Origin of the sequence: Pseudomonas mandelii, assembly GCF_006438925.1 — a bacterium.
GTDB classification, from domain to species: Bacteria; Pseudomonadota; Gammaproteobacteria; order Pseudomonadales; family Pseudomonadaceae; genus Aquipseudomonas; species Aquipseudomonas mandelii_C.
Genome location: NZ_RCZA01000005.1, coordinates 69,345 through 85,945, shown reverse-complemented (window position 1 = coordinate 85,945; position 16,601 = coordinate 69,345). Strand labels below are relative to the sequence as shown.

General features: G+C 59.6%; 15 protein-coding genes. 1 reads left to right on the top strand and 14 read right to left on the bottom strand.

Features of this window, described 5'->3' with window-relative positions:
- Positions 1-110: 110 nt before the first annotated feature.
- From EAH74_RS12870 to argH, 4 genes are all read right to left on the bottom strand, one after another.
- Positions 111-935 (bottom strand): ABC transporter substrate-binding protein, encoded by an 825-nt coding sequence (locus EAH74_RS12870; protein WP_140678896.1) that lies wholly within the window; start codon positions 933-935, stop codon positions 111-113.
- Positions 936-974: 39 nt separating this feature from the next.
- On the bottom strand, positions 975-1,739 hold the full coding sequence (locus tag EAH74_RS12865) for an amino acid ABC transporter ATP-binding protein (RefSeq protein WP_140678894.1): 765 nt from the start codon (positions 1,737-1,739) through the stop codon (positions 975-977).
- A 10-nt stretch (positions 1,740-1,749) separates the two neighbouring features.
- A complete protein-coding gene (locus tag EAH74_RS12860) occupies positions 1,750-2,628 on the bottom strand; it encodes an amino acid ABC transporter permease (RefSeq protein WP_046047004.1) in 879 nt (292 codons plus the stop codon).
- Between the two features lie 151 nt (positions 2,629-2,779).
- A complete protein-coding gene (gene argH, locus EAH74_RS12855) occupies positions 2,780-4,207 on the bottom strand; it encodes an argininosuccinate lyase (protein ID WP_140678892.1) in 1,428 nt (475 codons plus the stop codon).
- A gap of 321 nt (positions 4,208-4,528) precedes the next feature.
- On the opposite strand from argH, the gene EAH74_RS12850 reads away from it, so the two are divergent.
- A complete protein-coding gene (locus EAH74_RS12850; protein WP_140678891.1) occupies positions 4,529-5,494 on the top strand; it encodes a LysR family transcriptional regulator in 966 nt (321 codons plus the stop codon).
- Here EAH74_RS12850 and EAH74_RS12845 read toward each other — a convergent pair.
- The 10 genes from EAH74_RS12845 to arnB form a co-directional block, all read right to left on the bottom strand.
- The gene (locus EAH74_RS12845) at positions 5,445-6,005 is read right to left on the bottom strand and encodes a GNAT family N-acetyltransferase (RefSeq protein WP_140679431.1); all 561 of its coding nucleotides are present in this window, start codon (positions 6,003-6,005) and stop codon (positions 5,445-5,447) included. The two genes, EAH74_RS12850 and EAH74_RS12845, sit on opposite strands and share 50 nt — an antisense overlap.
- Before the next feature lie 151 nt (positions 6,006-6,156).
- The gene (locus EAH74_RS12840; protein ID WP_140678889.1) at positions 6,157-7,755 is read right to left on the bottom strand and encodes an ArnT family glycosyltransferase; all 1,599 of its coding nucleotides are present in this window, start codon (positions 7,753-7,755) and stop codon (positions 6,157-6,159) included.
- Positions 7,752-9,131, bottom strand: coding sequence for a UDP-glucose dehydrogenase family protein (locus EAH74_RS12835; protein ID WP_140678887.1), 1,380 nt, complete (start codon positions 9,129-9,131; stop codon positions 7,752-7,754). Before EAH74_RS12835 ends, EAH74_RS12840 begins: the two co-directional genes overlap by 4 nt.
- The gene (gene arnF, locus EAH74_RS12830) at positions 9,128-9,529 is read right to left on the bottom strand and encodes a 4-amino-4-deoxy-L-arabinose-phosphoundecaprenol flippase subunit ArnF (protein ID WP_123364078.1); all 402 of its coding nucleotides are present in this window, start codon (positions 9,527-9,529) and stop codon (positions 9,128-9,130) included. The genes EAH74_RS12835 and arnF overlap by 4 nt, the downstream gene beginning before the upstream one ends.
- A complete protein-coding gene (arnE, locus tag EAH74_RS12825) occupies positions 9,526-9,870 on the bottom strand; it encodes a 4-amino-4-deoxy-L-arabinose-phosphoundecaprenol flippase subunit ArnE (protein ID WP_140678885.1) in 345 nt (114 codons plus the stop codon). The genes arnF and arnE overlap by 4 nt, the downstream gene beginning before the upstream one ends.
- Positions 9,867-11,516: a lipid IV(A) 4-amino-4-deoxy-L-arabinosyltransferase gene (gene arnT, locus EAH74_RS12820; RefSeq protein ID WP_140678883.1), complete on the bottom strand. Its 1,650-nt coding sequence runs from the start codon at positions 11,514-11,516 to the stop codon at positions 9,867-9,869. The genes arnE and arnT overlap by 4 nt, the downstream gene beginning before the upstream one ends.
- Complete coding sequence (arnD, locus tag EAH74_RS12815) at positions 11,513-12,397, bottom strand: 4-deoxy-4-formamido-L-arabinose-phosphoundecaprenol deformylase (protein ID WP_140678881.1); 885 nt, start codon at positions 12,395-12,397, stop codon at positions 11,513-11,515. Before arnD ends, arnT begins: the two co-directional genes overlap by 4 nt.
- Positions 12,397-14,388: a bifunctional UDP-4-amino-4-deoxy-L-arabinose formyltransferase/UDP-glucuronic acid oxidase ArnA gene (gene arnA, locus EAH74_RS12810; RefSeq protein WP_140678879.1), complete on the bottom strand. Its 1,992-nt coding sequence runs from the start codon at positions 14,386-14,388 to the stop codon at positions 12,397-12,399. The genes arnD and arnA overlap by 1 nt, the downstream gene beginning before the upstream one ends.
- On the bottom strand, positions 14,385-15,404 hold the full coding sequence (gene arnC, locus EAH74_RS12805) for an undecaprenyl-phosphate 4-deoxy-4-formamido-L-arabinose transferase (RefSeq protein ID WP_140678877.1): 1,020 nt from the start codon (positions 15,402-15,404) through the stop codon (positions 14,385-14,387). The genes arnA and arnC overlap by 4 nt, the downstream gene beginning before the upstream one ends.
- The gene (arnB, locus tag EAH74_RS12800) at positions 15,401-16,549 is read right to left on the bottom strand and encodes a UDP-4-amino-4-deoxy-L-arabinose aminotransferase (RefSeq protein WP_140678875.1); all 1,149 of its coding nucleotides are present in this window, start codon (positions 16,547-16,549) and stop codon (positions 15,401-15,403) included. The genes arnC and arnB overlap by 4 nt, the downstream gene beginning before the upstream one ends.
- Positions 16,550-16,601: the final 52 nt, after the last annotated feature.

The following is a 16,601-nucleotide window of genomic DNA, read 5'->3' as shown; positions in this document are numbered from 1 at the left end:
CCTGTGGGAGCGAGCCTGCTCGCGAATGCGGTGTGTCATTCAACATCAATATTGACTGACAGGGCCCCTTCGCGAGCAGGCTCGCTCCCACAATGGATTTGGGTGCCGGATTACTTCCCGGCGTTAATGGTCACAGTCTTGATCGCACCCAACTCCAGATCCCACTTCTTCAGGATCGCCTGATAGCTGCCGTCATCCACCATGCTCTGCAACGCGACCTTCACCGCCTCACTCAACTCAGGCTTTTTCTTGCTCACGCCCAGTCCGGTGAACTGCTTGGAGATCGGCTGGCCCACGGTTTTGTACATGTCTTTTTCCTGAGTCTTCAGGTAGGACAAGGTCTCGCTGCCCTGCATGGCGGCATCGATACGGCTCTGACGCAATTGTGCGCGGGCATCGGCCGAGCCTTCGGTGCCGATCACGTTGATCGCAGGCTTGCCGGCGGCTTCGCAATTGGCCTTGCTCCACTCAGCGATTTCCGCCGGGAAGGTGGTACGGCGGCTGGTGCCGACTTTCTTGCCACACAAATCAATGATCTCGTTGAAATCCTTGTTCTTCTGCAAGGTGTAGAACTGCGGACCGCTGGTGAAGTAGTCAACGAAGGTCACGCTGGCCTGACGTTCGGCGGTGTCGGTCATGCCCGACATGACCATGTCCACGCGGTCGGTGGTCAGCGCATTGATCATTTGCTCGAAGCCGGTTTCCTGCCATTTGATCTTCACGCCCAGACGTTCGGCCAGGGCGTTGCCCAGGTCGTAGTCGAGCCCGGTGAGGGTGTTGGTGGCCGGGTCCTTGAAGTCCATCGGCGGGTAGTTCGGCATGATCGCTACCACGACCTCGCCTTTCGCTTTGATGCTGGCCGGTAGTTCGGCGGCCCAGGTGAAGCCGGAAGCCATAACGCCGGCGAGTACTGCGGGGATAACTATGTTCTTCATGGTCGTTCTCTTATGAGTGTTGTGAGCGCCAAACGGCGCTTAGGTTCGAACGGCAGAAATGAAGCTTTGGGTGCGCGGATTTTGCGGACTTATTAGTATTTCTTCGGGGCTTCCAGCCTCCACGATCTGCCCGCCGTCCATGAACACCATGCGGTTGGAAACCTCACGGGCGAAGCCCAGTTCATGGGTGACGACGATCATGGTCATGCCGGTTTGCGCGAGATCACGCATCACCGACAGCACCTCACCGACCAATTCCGGGTCGAGTGCCGAAGTGGGTTCATCGAACAGCATCAGCTTGGGCCGCATGGCCAGTGCTCGGGCAATGGCGACGCGTTGTTGCTGACCGCCCGAGAGTTCGATCGGGTAGCTGTTGCGCTTGTCGGCCAGGCCGACACGAGCGAGCAATTCCACGGCTTCTTCGTGCGCCTCTTTGGGCGAACGCTTGAGTACCTGGCACGGCCCTTCGATGATGTTTTGCAGCACGGTCATGTGCGGGAACAGGTTGAAACGCTGGAACACCATGCCGGTGGACAGGCGTTGACGGGCGATCTGCGACTCGTTGAGCTCGTGCAGTTTGTTGCCGACGACGCGGTAACCCACCAGTTCGCCATCGACCCACAGGCCGCCCTTGTCGATTTTTTCCAGCTGGTTGATGCAACGCAGCAAGGTGCTTTTGCCGGAGCCGGACGGGCCGATGATGCACAGCACTTCGCCTTGCTCGACTTCGATGTTGACGTCCTTGAGCGCGTGGAACTGGTCGTAGTACTTGTTCAGGCTCACGGCCTTGACGATGTTTCTCATGTTGAACTCCTCAAGAACGCTTGCCGGCGCCGCGAGCGAAACGACGCTCCAGACGGCTTTGACCGAAGGACAGGACGGTGACAGTGGCCAGGTACCAGATACCGGCGACGATCAGCAGCTCCATGACCCGGGCGTTGGCGTAGTAGATGTTCTGCGCGTTGTAGAGCAGTTCCGAGTATTGGATGACGCTCGCCAGCGAGGTCATCTTCACCATGCCGATGAACTCGTTGCCGACCGGCGGAATGATCACCCGCATGGCTTGCGGCAGGATGATCCGGCGCAGCGCTTGCAGGCGCGGCATGCCGATCGACTTGGCGGCTTCGTACTGCCCGGTGTCCACCGACAGCAGGCCGGCACGCACCACTTCGGCGGTGTAGGCGCCCTGGTTGATGCTCAAGCCGAGGAGGGCGGCCACGAAGGGCGTCATCAGGCTCACGGTGTCCATTTCGAACAGGCCGGGGATGCCGATGGTGGGAAAAATCAGCGCCAGGTTGAACCACAACAGCAGTTGCAGAATCAGTGGCGTGCCGCGAAACAGCCAGGTGTAGGTCACCGCCACGTAGCGCAGGATCGGGTTGGCCGACATGCGCATGATCGCCGTGATCACCCCGAACACGATGCCCAGCGCCATCGCCAGCACCGCCATGACGATGGTGTTGAGCAAACCCCACATGATCGCCTGGGACGTGAGGAATTGGCCGATGTAAGACCATTCGATCTTGCCTTCGGCGAAGGCCCGCACCAACCCGAGGATCGCAATGACGATCACGGTGGCGAAGAAAATCCGCCCGTAGTAACGCCGTGGCACATGGTGGTACTGGGTGATATCGAACTGGTTTTCCGCCAGTTTGCGCTCCGCCTGGAGTCGTTCTGCCTGAGTCTGGCTCATGTTGTTTCTCCGTACACTTGGTAATTCAGGCCAACCACATTCCCTTGTGGGAGCGAGCCTGCTCGCGAAGAGGTCGTGTCAGACGACATCAATGTTTAATGACACACCGCTTTCGCGAGCAGGCTCGCTCCCACAGGTTTTGTGTCCTGGCTCAGAGCCGGAAACCTTGATAGTTCTCGGTCCATTGCTGCTGCGCGGCGAGGGCCGTTTTCAACCGGCCGATCTGCTCGCGAACCTGTTGCGGTGCGGTGCCGCCCCAGCCACTGCGGGCGGCGATGGCGGCTTCGAGGGTCAGGCTCTCGCGCACTTCTGCGGTCAGGCGCGGATCAATTTCGGCCAACAGCGCCGGCGAGGCTTCCCACAATTCGATGTCGTGTTTCTCGCAGGCCTGGACCAGCGCACCGGTGATTTCGTGGGCTTCCTTGAACGGCACGCCGCGCATGGCCAGCCAGTCGGCGACTTCGGTGGCGAGGGTGAAACCCAGTGGCGCCTGACGACGCAGTTCTTCGACGTTGACCTTCATGGTCGCGACCATCCCGGCCATGGCTGGCAGCACCAGCAACAGGGTATCGACGCTGTCGAGCACGCCGTTTTTGTCCTCGCTCAAGTCGCGGTTGTACGACAGTGGCAGGGATTTGAGCGTGGAGAGCAGCCCGGTCAGGTTGCCGATCAAGCGACCCGCCTTGCCCCGCGCCAGTTCAGCGATGTCCGGGTTTTTCTTCTGCGGCATGATCGAGCTGCCAGTGGCGTAGGCATCGTCCAGCGCGACCCAGCGAAATTGCCGCGATGACCACAGGCAGAACTCTTCGGCGAGGCGGGAAATGTTGATCCCGAGCATGCTGGCAATGAACAGGAACTCGGCAACGTGATCGCGGCTGGCCACGGCGTCGATGGAGTTTTCACACACGCCGCTGTAACCCATTTCCTTGGCCGACTGCTGAGGCAGGCGAGCGATGGCGGAACCGGCCATGGCCGCCGCGCCCAGTGGCGACAGCGAAGTGCGAATGTCCCAATCCACCAGGCGTTGCACGTCACGCAGCATGGATTGGGCGTGTGCCAGCAAGTGGTGGGCGAAAACGATCGGCTGGGCCTGCTGCAGGTGAGTGAACCCCGGGCAGATGCTTTCGATATGTTGCTCGGCCTGATCCACCAGCGCTTGTTGCAGGGCCAGGACCTCAACGGCCAGGGTGCGGACGTGATCACGAAGGAACAGGCGCAGGTCGTTGGCGGTCTGGTCGTTACGTGAACGGCCGGCGCGCAGCTTGCCACCGAGGGCGCCGAGGCGTTCGGTCAGCAGGCGTTCGATGAAGGTGTGGACGTCTTCGTCGTCCAGGGTCGGAGCGATGCTGCCGGCGCGGAAGTCATCGCCGATGCGCTCCAGAGCGTCAAGCATGGTGTGGGCTTCTTGTTCGTTCAACAGCCCGGCGCGCTGCAATTCACGGGCATGCGCCTTGGAACCGGCGAGGTCGTACGGGGTGAGGCGAAAGTAGCGCTCGGGGCAACGGGACAAGGCCGCCAGGGCTTCGGACGGGCCGCTTTTGAAGCGAGCACCCCAGAGACGGTCGGTGGTTTGAGACATTGTTGTTTTCCTCGTCGGTAAAGCGAACTGAAATCGGTGTGCCGTCAGATCGAAGCGATATTCATGTAGGAGCTGCCGAAGGCTGCGATCTTTTGATCTTGGTTGACCCATAAAAGATCAAGATCAAAAGATCGCAGCCTTCGGCAGCTCCTACGTCGAAGTGTCAGCTTTTAATAGTTCGAAATCAGTGAGTTGGCACTGATGTGCGGGATTTATTATCGGTTGCCAAGCCTGGTTTTCTGTGGTCATTATTATTTACCAGCACTATTTTTGTTGTTGGACACAGGTTGTTGAATAGGGCGTCAGAGGTAAATAGGCATTATGGAAACCCCACTTTCCAATTCCGGAAACCCGCCGCTGAAAACGGGCCATCGGGCACCGCTGACCCTCAGCGGTCTGGACTTCAAACTGCTCAAAGTGTTCAAGGCTGTGGTCGAGGCCGGCGGCTTCAGTGCCGCCCAGAACGAGCTGAATGTGGGACTGGCAGCCATCAGCAAACAGATTTCCGACCTGGAGATTCGCATCGGCATGCGCCTGTGCACCCGCGGTCGCGAGGGTTTTCACCTGACCGAAGAGGGCCGTCTGGTGTACCAGGCGTCCATTGATTTATTTGCCTCGGTCGACAACTTTCGTGATCGACTTAGTTCAGCGCAGAACGAACTGATCGGTGACCTTGGTGTGGGGGTTATTGATAATACGATTTCCGATGTTAATTCGCCGTTAGTTGCTGCGCTTAGAATAATTAATGAAACATCACCTAAAGTCAGGTTCCAACTTCAAGCCTCTCAGCTGGATGAGGTGGAAAGAGGCGTCGTAGAGGGACGGTTAGTGGCGGGGATCGTGCCGGTTTATCAGAAAAGGGAAGAGTTCGATTATTACTCGTTGTACGAAGAACGCTCCGAAGTTTATTGCGCGGTCGGTCATCCGTTGTTCTCGGTGCCGGACGCAGAAATCGGCAGTCATGTGCTCAAGGATTACGAGTGCATCAACCATCGCTATGCGATCCATCGCGACAAACTGAATTTTGCTCACTACGACAGCTTCTCCGCCTCGGCCAGCCAGGTCGAAGCGGTGGCATTGTTGATCAAGACCGGGCGTTTCGTGGGTTTTCTGCCACAGCATTACGCTGCATCGATGGTCGCTCAGGGGCTATTTCGCGCGGTGCGCCCGGACCTGATCCACATCGTCACGCCGTTCAATCTGATCCTTCGCCACAACACTGTGCGCAGTCCGCTGGTCAAGGCGTTTGCCCAGGCGTTGGGGGTTGATTTGAAGGCGCCGCTCTAAGACGCAAACGCATCGCACAACGCCGTTCACCGGGTAAGCCGTGGGTGACTTCGTCGTTTAATACAGTCGCTAATCGCGGACCCCATAGTGCAGGGCTCAATGTTTCAAAGCCCAGGTGCTGATAGAACGGTTCATTCCACGGCAAGTCGCGGAACGTGGTCAGCGTCAGACCGTAGAGTTCTCGATACCGGGCATGCTCAACCGCCGTTAACAGTAACTTTCGACCCGCGCCCCGGCCCTGGAAGCGTTGTCTGACGGACAGTTCCTGAATATGCAGTTCGTTGTCGACTTCAACAGCACTGAGAAATCCCATAAGTACGCCATCAGGGGATTGCGCAACCCAAACCTCATCCGTCTCGATTGCCCGGCGATGTTGTTCGGCATCGGTCACCTCAGCATCGGCAAGCCAGGCCAAGGACGGGTCGCAGCGAAACAACTCGGCCGCCGAGCGTTCAATGGCGGGGAGGTCGGAGGCGTCGGCAAGTTGGGCACGGCGAATAGTGAAATTCATGCGGGCCAATGTAGCAGCTGCCGAGCCTGCGAGGCTGCGTTCGGCGACGCAGTCGTCGCAAGACCTGCACATGGGGTCTTCCTGAAACACTGCATTGCCTGGGTTCACGACGACTGCGTCGCCGAACGCAGCCTCGCAGGCTCGGCAGCTGCTACAAGGGATTGAGGTGCAGCAGGACGTAATCGTTTTTGTCGAAACTGCCGCTCAAAATGGGCGGCAACGCACCCAAAGGTGTGCCTTGCAGGGCGCGGTAGTCGTTTTCATCCATCATCAGCCAATGCGACCCCTGAAGGTTCTCCAGCTCCTGGATTGATTCGGTAAAAACCGGCTGTACGTCCTGCTCGATGTTGACCATGAACTTGATTGCCTTGGCGTCTTTACCCATGGCGTGCAGCACCAGAGGCGCAGGGTCTTTCTGGACCAGTGCGAATGCCGCGCGGCTGAAAGTCCGGGTGTCGTAGAGTCGGCGTTCAACCGGTTCGAATACCAGAATGTAGACCGACCACAACGCCAGGACCGCGCACAAGGCCATTGTCTGAGCCTGCCAGGCGGGCAGCAAAAGCATCGCCAGCGCAATGACTTGCAGCACGCCAAGAATGATAAAAATAGAAAGCAGCCCCGGCATTTGCTCGGAAAAACGTCGGTGAGCGACCATCAATCCAACGGCCAACAGGGCGGGAATCAACAACCACACCCCTTGCATCAACCCCCGCAACCAGACGAATACCCGACCTTGCGCCACCTGAAACGGATACGCCGCAATGATCGCCGCCATGGGCAACATCGGCAGCAGATAACGGGCCTTTTTGGCCTGGGGTATCGAGAGCCCGACCATCACTATCAGGCCGGCTGCCGTGCAGTACTGCAACAGGCGCAACGCGGGACCGGCCTGCCGAGGCGTTGTCAGCCAGACAGCGGCCAGTACCAGCAACGCCAACGGATACGCGAGCGCATAGTTGCCCACCGAGCCGGTGAAGTAGTACAGCGAACCGCTGACGCCTTCGCTACCGTCCAGGCGCCCCATGAACTGCATGCGCACCACATCGTGCATGAAGTCCGCGCCGCCAATGGCTTCCGCCAGCCACAGCAGCACACCGACGCACACGGCCAGCAGCACCGCCGCCACCAGGCCAAAACCAAAAAAATGCTGCCATTGTCGATTGAGCAAAAAATAGCTGCACAGCATGCCAGTGGGAATCACCAGCCCGATCGGCCCGCGAATCCCGAAGCCCAGCAGCAACAAGGCAAAGATCAGCCACCACCGGCGCTTTGCTGCGAAATGATCGGCGGCATAGCCCAGGTAGAACACTGAAAAAGCCACCGCCGCGAGCATCAAATCCAGGGACACGGCGCGGGCTTCGGTGACAAAGGTGTTGGTCAGCAGCATCAGGGCGATGCTCAGCAACGCCCAGCGCTGGGAGTAGGGCGCCAGCAGCCGGTACATCAACGTGACGATCACCGCCCCGGCAAAGGCGCTCGGCAACCAGGCCGTCAGGCTGTTGACCTGACCGAACGGCAGCGACAGCAGCCAGATGAACAGCGTCGTCAGCGCAGAGTAGTCCGCATACGGCTGGCCATAGGTGGTCGGAAAAAAGGATGGCCCGTGGCGCAGCATCTCCTGAGCGAACAGCACAAAACGCGAATCGAAGCCGATCACCGCCTGCTGATACACCCCGGCGCTCAACAGCAGCAGCGCCAACAGCCCTAGGCCTAGAGACTGTCGGCGGATAGCGGGTGATATCGAAATCAAGCGATGACCGAAGCGGCGGGCCACTGCTGATGCGGAATAGGCAGATTGCGCGATTCACCGCGGCCCATCGGGAAGTATTTGAAACCCGCGCGGGCCAGGCGATCGGCGTCGTAGAGGTTGCGTCCGTCGAAGATCACCGGTGCGTTGAGCCGCTGTTCGATCAGGTCGAAATCCGGAGCTTTGAACTGCTGCCATTCGGTGCAGATGATCAACGCGTCAGCGCCGGACAATACCGATTCCGGTGTGCCCATGAGCATCAACTTGGGTTCATTGGGATACAGTTGCTGGGTTTCCTGCATGGCTTCCGGGTCGAACGCGCGGACGCTGGCTCCGGCGGCCCACAGCGATTCGAGCAGCACGCGACTCGGTGCATCGCGCATGTCGTCGGTGTTCGGTTTGAACGCCAGCCCCCACACGGCAAAGGTCTTGCCGCGCAAATCGCCCTTGTAGAACGCATTGATGCGCTCGAACAGCTTGTGCTTCTGACGCTCGTTGATGGCTTCTACCGCTTTCAGCAAATCGTTGGAGCAATGCGCCTCTTCGGCGCTGTGGATCAACGCACGCATGTCCTTGGGAAAGCACGAGCCGCCATAACCGCAACCGGGGTAGATGAAGTGGTAGCCAATACGCGAATCGGCACCGATGCCCAGGCGCACCGATTCGATGTCGGCACCCAGGTGTTCGGCCAGTTCGGCGATCTGGTTGATGAAGCTGATCTTGGTCGCCAGCATGCAGTTGGCGGCGTACTTGGTCAGCTCGGCGCTGCGCAGGTCCATGAACATGACGCGGTCATGATTGCGGTTGAAGGGCCCATAGAGGTCACGCATCACGTCCCGCACTTCATCGCGTTCGCAGCCGATGATGATCCGGTCCGGGCGCCGACAATCGGCCACGGCCGAGCCTTCTTTCAAAAATTCCGGGTTGGAGACGATATCGAACTGCAGCAAGCGGCCGACCTTGATCAGGCACTTGTCAATATGCGCGCGTAAGGCGTCACCCGTGCCCACCGGCACCGTGGATTTCTCCACCAGAATCACCGGTTGTTCACGATGACGCGCCACGGCTTCTCCCACCGACAGCACATAACGCAGGTCCGCCGAACCATCGTCCCGGGACGGTGTGCCGACCGCGATAAACAACACCTGACCATGCTGCACCGCGAGTTTTTCGTCGGTGGTGAACTGTAGACGTTTGGCCTCCAGGCTTTCGCGCACCAGGCTGGCGAGCCCCGGTTCGAAAATGCTCACGTGGCCTTGTTGCAACAGTGCGATTTTCTTCTCGTCAATGTCCATGCAGACCACGTCGTGGCCAACTTCTGCCAGGACGGCGGCTTGCACCAGACCAACGTAACCGCTACCAAATACACTGATTTTCATGGGGCACTCCTGAGTTCGCGCGTGCGAGCAGGCCGAGAATTAATGGTAATGACACCGAGGATGACCAAGGCCACCCCGATGGTTTTTGAAAGACTGAACGCTTCGTTGAACAGCGGCAGGCTGGCGGCCAGCAGGTACACCAGCGCGTAGCTGATGCTCAGCAGCGAATAAGCCCGGCCCAGCGGTAAATCCCGCAGGGCGGCGAGCCAGCAGAGCATCGACAGGGCATAAGCGAGAATGGCGATCAGCACCACCGCGACAGCGGATAAATCAATGCTGGTGGTGAACCAGTGCTCAGGCGATGGCAGGCGGCTCATGCTCCAGCGCATACCCAATTGCGCGGCACTGACCAGCAGCACACTGCCCAGCGCGAAGGTGATTCCGCGACGCAGGTTCATGTGTGTTGCCCCAGCAGAACGACGCCACTGATCACCAACGCCACGCCGATCCAGTGGCGACGGTCGATGATTTCGTGGAAAACGAAGCGGGCGACCAGGGTGATCAGCACGAAATTGAGGCTCAGCATCGGGTAGGCGACGCCGACTTCGAGGCGCTGCAACACCAGCAGCCACACCAGCAAGCCCAGTCCCAAAGAGGCGAGCGCCAGCCACAACCACGGCGAACGCAGTTTCTCGCTCCAGCCTGACGTCTTGCCGCGCCAGCTTTCCACGGCGTACTTCTGGGCGATCTGGCCCAGGCAGGTCAGCAGGCAGGCGGCCAGGAGCAGTAACAGGCTCATGACGCCTCCTGAGGAAAAATCAGAATCACAATGTTGCCTTGTTCATAGCGCTTGCCATCCTTGGGCAGCCGGTCGATTTCGTGCAACTCGTCGTCACCCTTGATGCGCATGACCACGCCGACCGAACCGCTCTGGCGGGCTTCGGTCATCCATGCTTGAACCCGGTTCGGATCGACTTGTTGCTGTGCGCCGTCAGGATAGGCAAGGCCATATTTCAATTCGCCTATCGTGTTGTACAACGCCACGTCCGGGCGTTGCAGGCGCCAGGCCAGGGCCGCGGCGGCGCCAAGGTCGTTGCTCAGCAACTGGTCGGATTGGCCGAGTTCCTGGGCATGCTCGAGGATGAATTGGTCGGGCATCTTGTTGGCGACTACCGATTCGGGCAGCCCGGCCGGCAACAGGCCGATCAGCAGCAGACTGCCGAAGGCTGGCGCCGCCCAGCATTGCAGAGGTCTGAAGGCTTGCAGCAGGTTGGCCATGATCCAGCCGGTCAGGCCGATGAACACCAGCACCAGGTTGTGCAGTTCATGGTTGTAGAGCGGCTTCTTCAATTGCAGGTAGACCAGAGCCGACAGGGTTGTCAGACCTAGCAGCAGATTCAGCAGACCATTGATGCCCAGTACCCGGCCTTGCTCAAGTTTCAAGCGGTCCACCAGTGCATGGCCCAGCAGCAACGCCAATGGCAACAGGCACGGCATGATGTAGGTCGGCAGCTTGCCGTTGCTCAGGCTGAAAAAAATTAGCGGCATCAGCAGCCACAGCAGCAGGAAAGCGATGTTGGCCTGGCGTCGTGTGTCCCACGCCTGCTTCAGCGCCGACGGCAGCAACGCCACCCACGGCAGACTGAACGCCACCAGCAACGGCAAATAGAACCACCACGGCGCGTCGTGCTGGGCATCGTCGCCGGCGAAACGGCGAATGTGTTCGTGCCAGAAGAAGAACCGCCAGTAATCGGGCTCCTGCGCGTGTACCGCCAAGGCCCACGGCAAGCTGACGGCGATGGCCACGACAATCGCCAACGGACCGTAGATCAACAGTTCGCGCCAGCGTTTTTGCCAGATCATCCAGGGCAGGGCGATCAGCACCGGCAGCAGCCAGGCGAGAAAGCCCTTGGTCATGAACCCCATGCCGCAGGCCAGGCCCAACGCCGCCCAACCGATCAGGCGCTGGCCACGGCTGACGCTGTCCAGGGCAAACCACAAGGCAACCAGACTCAAATTGACCCAGAACGTGAATTGCGGATCGAGGTTGGCGTAACCGGCTTGGCCGGCAACGATCACGAAACTCATGTAGAGCAGCGCGCAGGCGAAGCTTTTGCGCGGCTCGTTCCACAGCCTGCGGGCAATCAGGTAGCACAACAACACGCTAAGCCCGGTGCTCAAGGCCGATGCGATACGGACACCGAACAGGTTGTCGCCAAACAGCGCCTGGCCGATGGCGATCATCCAGTAACCGGCCACCGGTTTTTCGAAATAGCGCAGGCTCATGAAGTGCGGCGACACCCAGTTGCCGCTCAGGAGCATGTCCTGGCTGATCTGGGCGTAACGGGTTTCGTCAGGAATCCATAGGCCATGGCTGCCCAGCGGCAGCAGATACGCCAGAGCGAAGATGGCCAGCAACAACGGTAATGCCCAGCGCTTGCTCATACGCCTTGCACCCCCAACCAGCCTTCGCGTCCTTCGAGCGTGCCACGCAGCACTCGGCCGACCGGCAAGGAGTCGGGCGCCTCGGGCAGCAGATCGCCCAAGGGTTGGAAATGGATGTTTCGCTGGCGCGCTTCGGCCAGCAGTTGACGAAAATCGTTGGACATCAGAATCCCTTCTACTTCGGCATGGATTGTGTAGACGTTGAGCTTTTCAGAGCTGAAGCGATCAAGAATGAAGGCGTTGAAGTCCTTGGCCGCCACGCTGGGGCCGACCACCTCATCGAAAGTTGGCAGGTCCACCGGAATCTGCGGCGCACCCAAACCGCCATTGGACAATCTCGGCTGGAACAGGCTCTGCCCCCGACAATCGCTGTTGTAGCGGAAACTGAACGCCTGCTTGGCCTCGATCACGCGCTCGTCGGCCCGCCACCCGGCGCACGCCGAGCACTCGACGTTTTGCCCAAGGATGTCGGCGAGGGTGTCCACGCCCCGGCGAAGTTGCTCGATCAGTTGCTTGTCGCTCCAGCGCCCGGCATTGGCCTGCCAGCCGTGATGATCCCAGGCGTGCAGGCCGACTTCATGCCCGGCTGCCGCGGCTTGACGCATCAAATGCCCCAGATCACGGCCGATCGGTTTGCCGGGCCACGCGGTGCCGGCCAGCAAAATGTCCCAGCCGTACAGGCCGGCCGCGTTGGAGCGGAGCATTTTCCAGAGAAATTGTGGCCGGATCAGGCGCCATAAATGACGCCCCATGTTGTCCGGCCCGACGCTGAAGAAAAACGTCGCCTTGACCTGCGCTTCATCGAGGATTTCCAGCAACCGCGGCACCCCCTCACGGGTGCCTCGGTACGTGTCGACATCGATTCGAAGACCTGCCTGCATTAACGCTTGTCCGCGATTTCGAGCATGGCTTCACGCAAGAAGAAGTCCAGCGTGTTGCCGATGGTTTCACTCATTTCCACGGTCGGCGTCCAGTCCAGCAGGCGCTTGGCGTTGGCGATGCTCGGTTTGCGGTGGGACACGTCCTGGTAACCGGTACCATAGAACGCTTTGCTTTCGACATCGCGGAACCCGGCGAACGGCGGGAAGTTGTCGCGCAACGGGTGCGCTTCGAACTGACGCAGCAGCTCTTCGCCCAACTGACGGATGCTGGCTTCGTTCTCCGGGTTGCCGATGTTGATGATCTGGCCGTTGCAGGCGTCGTTGTCGTTGTCGATGATCCGCGCCAGCGCTTCCACGCCGTCGGCAATGTCGGTGAAGCAGCGTTTTTGCTCACCGCCATCGAACAGGCGAATCGGCGTGCCTTCCACCAGGTTCAGGATCAGTTGGGTGATCGCGCGGGAACTGCCGATACGCGCCGAGTCCAGGCGGTCGAGGCGTGGACCCATCCAGTTGAAAGGGCGGAACAGCGTGAAGTTCAGGCCTTTCTGGCCGTAGGCCCAGATCACCCGGTCGAGCAGTTGCTTGGAGATCGAGTAGATCCAGCGCTGCTTGTTGATCGGACCGACGATGAGGTTGGAGGTGTCTTCGTCGAAGTTCTGGTCCTGGCACATGCCATAGACTTCCGAGGTCGACGGGAAGATCACCCGTTTGTTGTATTTGACGCAGTAGCGAACCAGCTTCAGGTTCTCTTCAAAGTCCAGTTCGAACACCCGCAGCGGGTTGCGGGTGTACTCGATCGGCGTGGCGATCGCCACCAGTGGCAGGATCACGTCGCACTTCTTGATGTGGTATTCGATCCACTCGGAGTGGATGCTGATGTCACCTTCGACAAAGTGGAAATTCGGATGGCTGCGCAGACGCTCAATGGCGTCCGAACCGATGTCCAGGCCATACACTTCGTACTTGTCGTCGCGCAGCAGGCGCTCGGACAGGTGATTGCCGATGAAGCCGTTGACGCCGAGGATCAGCACGCGAGTGCGACGCGGGGCACGACCCGACTCGGCACCACGCAACACGGAACCGTCCACCAGTCCCAGTTCGTTGGCCAGTTGCGGGCCGCTCAGGTACAGACCGTTGTCGTTGCGCTGGCCGGCAGTGATCACTAGGGAATCTTCGCCGCAGGCGATTCGCAGCGGGTCGACGCTGATGACCCGTCCCGGTGCCTGGCCTTCATTGCCTTGGGCGACTTCTGCGCTCCAGACAATCAGCTTGTGTTCGCCGACGGCGCAGAATGCGCCCGGGTAAGGCTGGGTGACGGCGCGAACCAGGTTGAACAATTGTTCCGCTGGTTTGTTCCAGAGCAGTTTGCCGTCGGCTGGCGTGCGACGGCCAAACACCGTGGCTTTGGATTCGTCCTGTGGGGTTTCGCTGACTTTGCCCTGAAGCAACGCTGGTAGCGTGTCACGCAACAAGTCGGTAGCGGCCAGGCGTAATTTTCCGTGCAGGCTCAACGCCGTGTCGCTGCGCTCAATCGCCACTCGTTTCTGGGCGATGATTGCGCCGGCATCGGCGCGTTTGACCATGCGGTGCAGGGTGACGCCGGTTTCGGTCTCACCGTTGACCAGCACCCAGTTGGCCGGCGCGCGTCCACGGTAGCGCGGCAGCAACGAACCGTGCAGGTTGAAGGCGCCTTTGCTGGCGGTGGCCAACAGCGGTTCGCTCAACAGGTTGCGGTAGTAGAACGAGAACAGGTAATCGGGGTTGAGCTTACTGATGCGCTCGATCCACAGTGGGTGGTTGGCATCTTCCGGGGCGTGCACCGGGATACCCTTGCGGGCGCACAGTTGCGCAACGGAGCCGTAGAACGCGTTTTCCTTCGGATCATCAGGATGAGTAAACACAGCGGCAATGTCATAACCGCAATTAAGCAGGGATTCGATGCCGGCACAGCCAATATCGTGATAGGCGAAGACAACAGCTTTTGCACTCATGAGTGAACCTGATCTGAAGAAGTGGAGGTGAGACCGTCGACGGTGACAACGGGAGCAGGAGCAGCGGGTTGGTTACGCAGAACTTTTTCTATAAAGAACCGGGGGCGGGCGCGCACGTCGCCGTACATGCGACCCAGGTACTCGCCCAACAGGCCCATGCCGATGAACTGGCCACCGGTGAAGATGAACAGCACGGCGAACAGCACGAATGTCCCGTCGCCGGCCCAATGGGCGCCGAAGGCCACGCGCAACACGATCAACACCGTGGCAAATATCAAGCCGAGCGCCGCCATGCCGAAGCCGACAATGCTCAACAAACGCAGAGGCGTGGTGGTCATGCAGGTGATCAGGTCGAACATCAGGTTGACCAGGCGCATGGGGCTGTATTTGGATTCCCCATGTTCGCGTTCGGCGTGCATCACCACGATTTCCGTGGTGTGCCGGGCGAAGCTGTTGGCCAGGATCGGGATAAAGGTGCTGCGTTCACGGCAGGCGAGCATGGCATCGACAATCGTTCGGCGATAAGCGCGCAGCATGCAGCCGTAGTCGCTCATGGCAACGCCGGTGGATCGCTGCACGGCCAGGTTGATCAGCTTCGACGGCCAGCGGCGCAGCGCCGAGTCCTGACGGTTGTTGCGCACGGTGGCGACCACGTCATAGCCGAGTTCGGCCTGAGCCACTAACCGCGGGATCTCTTCGGGAGGGTTTTGCAGGTCGGCGTCGAGGGTAATCACCACATCGCCCTTGCACTGTTCGAAACCGGCCATGATTGCTGCGTGCTGGCCGTAGTTACGGTTGAGAATGACCGCCACCACCGCGCTGCATTCGCGTTGGGCGGCTTCTTCGAGGATTTGCGCCGAGTTATCGCGGCTGCCGTCATCGACCAGTACGATTTCGTAGTCATGGTGCAGCAGTTGGCACGCCGCTTCAGTGCGCCTGAGCAACTCGGGCAGGCTGTCCTGTTCGTTGTAGACCGGGATGACGATCGACACGCAACGGATCGGATAAGGTTTCACAGGCTTCTGTCCATAATGTTTTCAATGGCGCCGACGACACGATCGACATCATCGTTGGTCATGTCGGGGAACAACGGGATCGAACACAGCCGCGCCGAGTTCCATTCGGTGTTGGGTAGGTAGATGTTGGGGAAGCGCTGGCGGTAGTAGGTGTGCAGGTGAGTGGCAATGAAATGAATGCCGGTGCCGATGTTCTGTTCCTGCAAGGCCTTCATGAACGCTTCACGGTCCAGACCGCAGCGCTCGCTGTCGATCCGCAGGATGAACAGGTGCCAGGCGTGCTGCTGCGCATAAGCTGGAAGGGCCAGGGGTTGCACCGGCAAACCTTCCAGTCGCTGCAAATAAGTAGTGGCCAGCTCCGTGCGTTTGGCGTTGATGTCGTCCAGTCGCTTGAGCTGCACCAAGGCGATGGCGGCATTGATGTCGGCCAGGTTGTATTTGAACCCCGGTTCCATCACCTGCGCCTGAGGTTTGCGGCCGTGCGTCATGCGGTCATAGGCGTCGACACCGAGGCCATGGAACTTGAGCATGCGCACCCGACTGGCCAGGGCTTCATCGTCACTGACGAACATGGCACCCTCGGCGCAGGTCATGTTCTTGATCGCATGGAACGAGAAGATCGCCGTGCCTTTCGCGCCGACATGCCGACCTTTGTAGAGGGTGCCTGCTGCGTGAGCGGCGTCTTCGATGACCGGGATACCGTGTTTGTCGGCCAACGCATAAAGCGGATCGAGATCGAATGCCGCGCCGGCGTAATGCACTGGAATGATGGCTTTGGTGCGAGGTGTGATTGCCGCTTCGATGCTGGCCAGGTCACTCATCAGCGTGTCGCGGTCAACGTCGACGAACACCGGTGTCGCGCCCAACAGGCAGATCATGTTGGCGGTGGATACCCAGGTTTGGGACGGCGTAATGACTTCATCGCCCGGACCAATGCCCAATGCCAATAAAGTGATGTGCATCCCGCCGGTCGCCGAGGACAGTGCCACGGCATGACGACAACCCACATAGTTGGCGAATTGTTCTTCCAGTTCCTGGTTTTTGGGCCCGGTAGTGATCCAGCCGGAGCGCAATACTTGCTCTACGGCGGCAATTTCTTCATCGCCGATACTCGGGCGGGAGAAGGGGAGAAAAGCCTGGCTCATGGGCACCTCGGGGCTTAAAAATGAATAGCCTGTGAGGCTAAAAAATTGGATC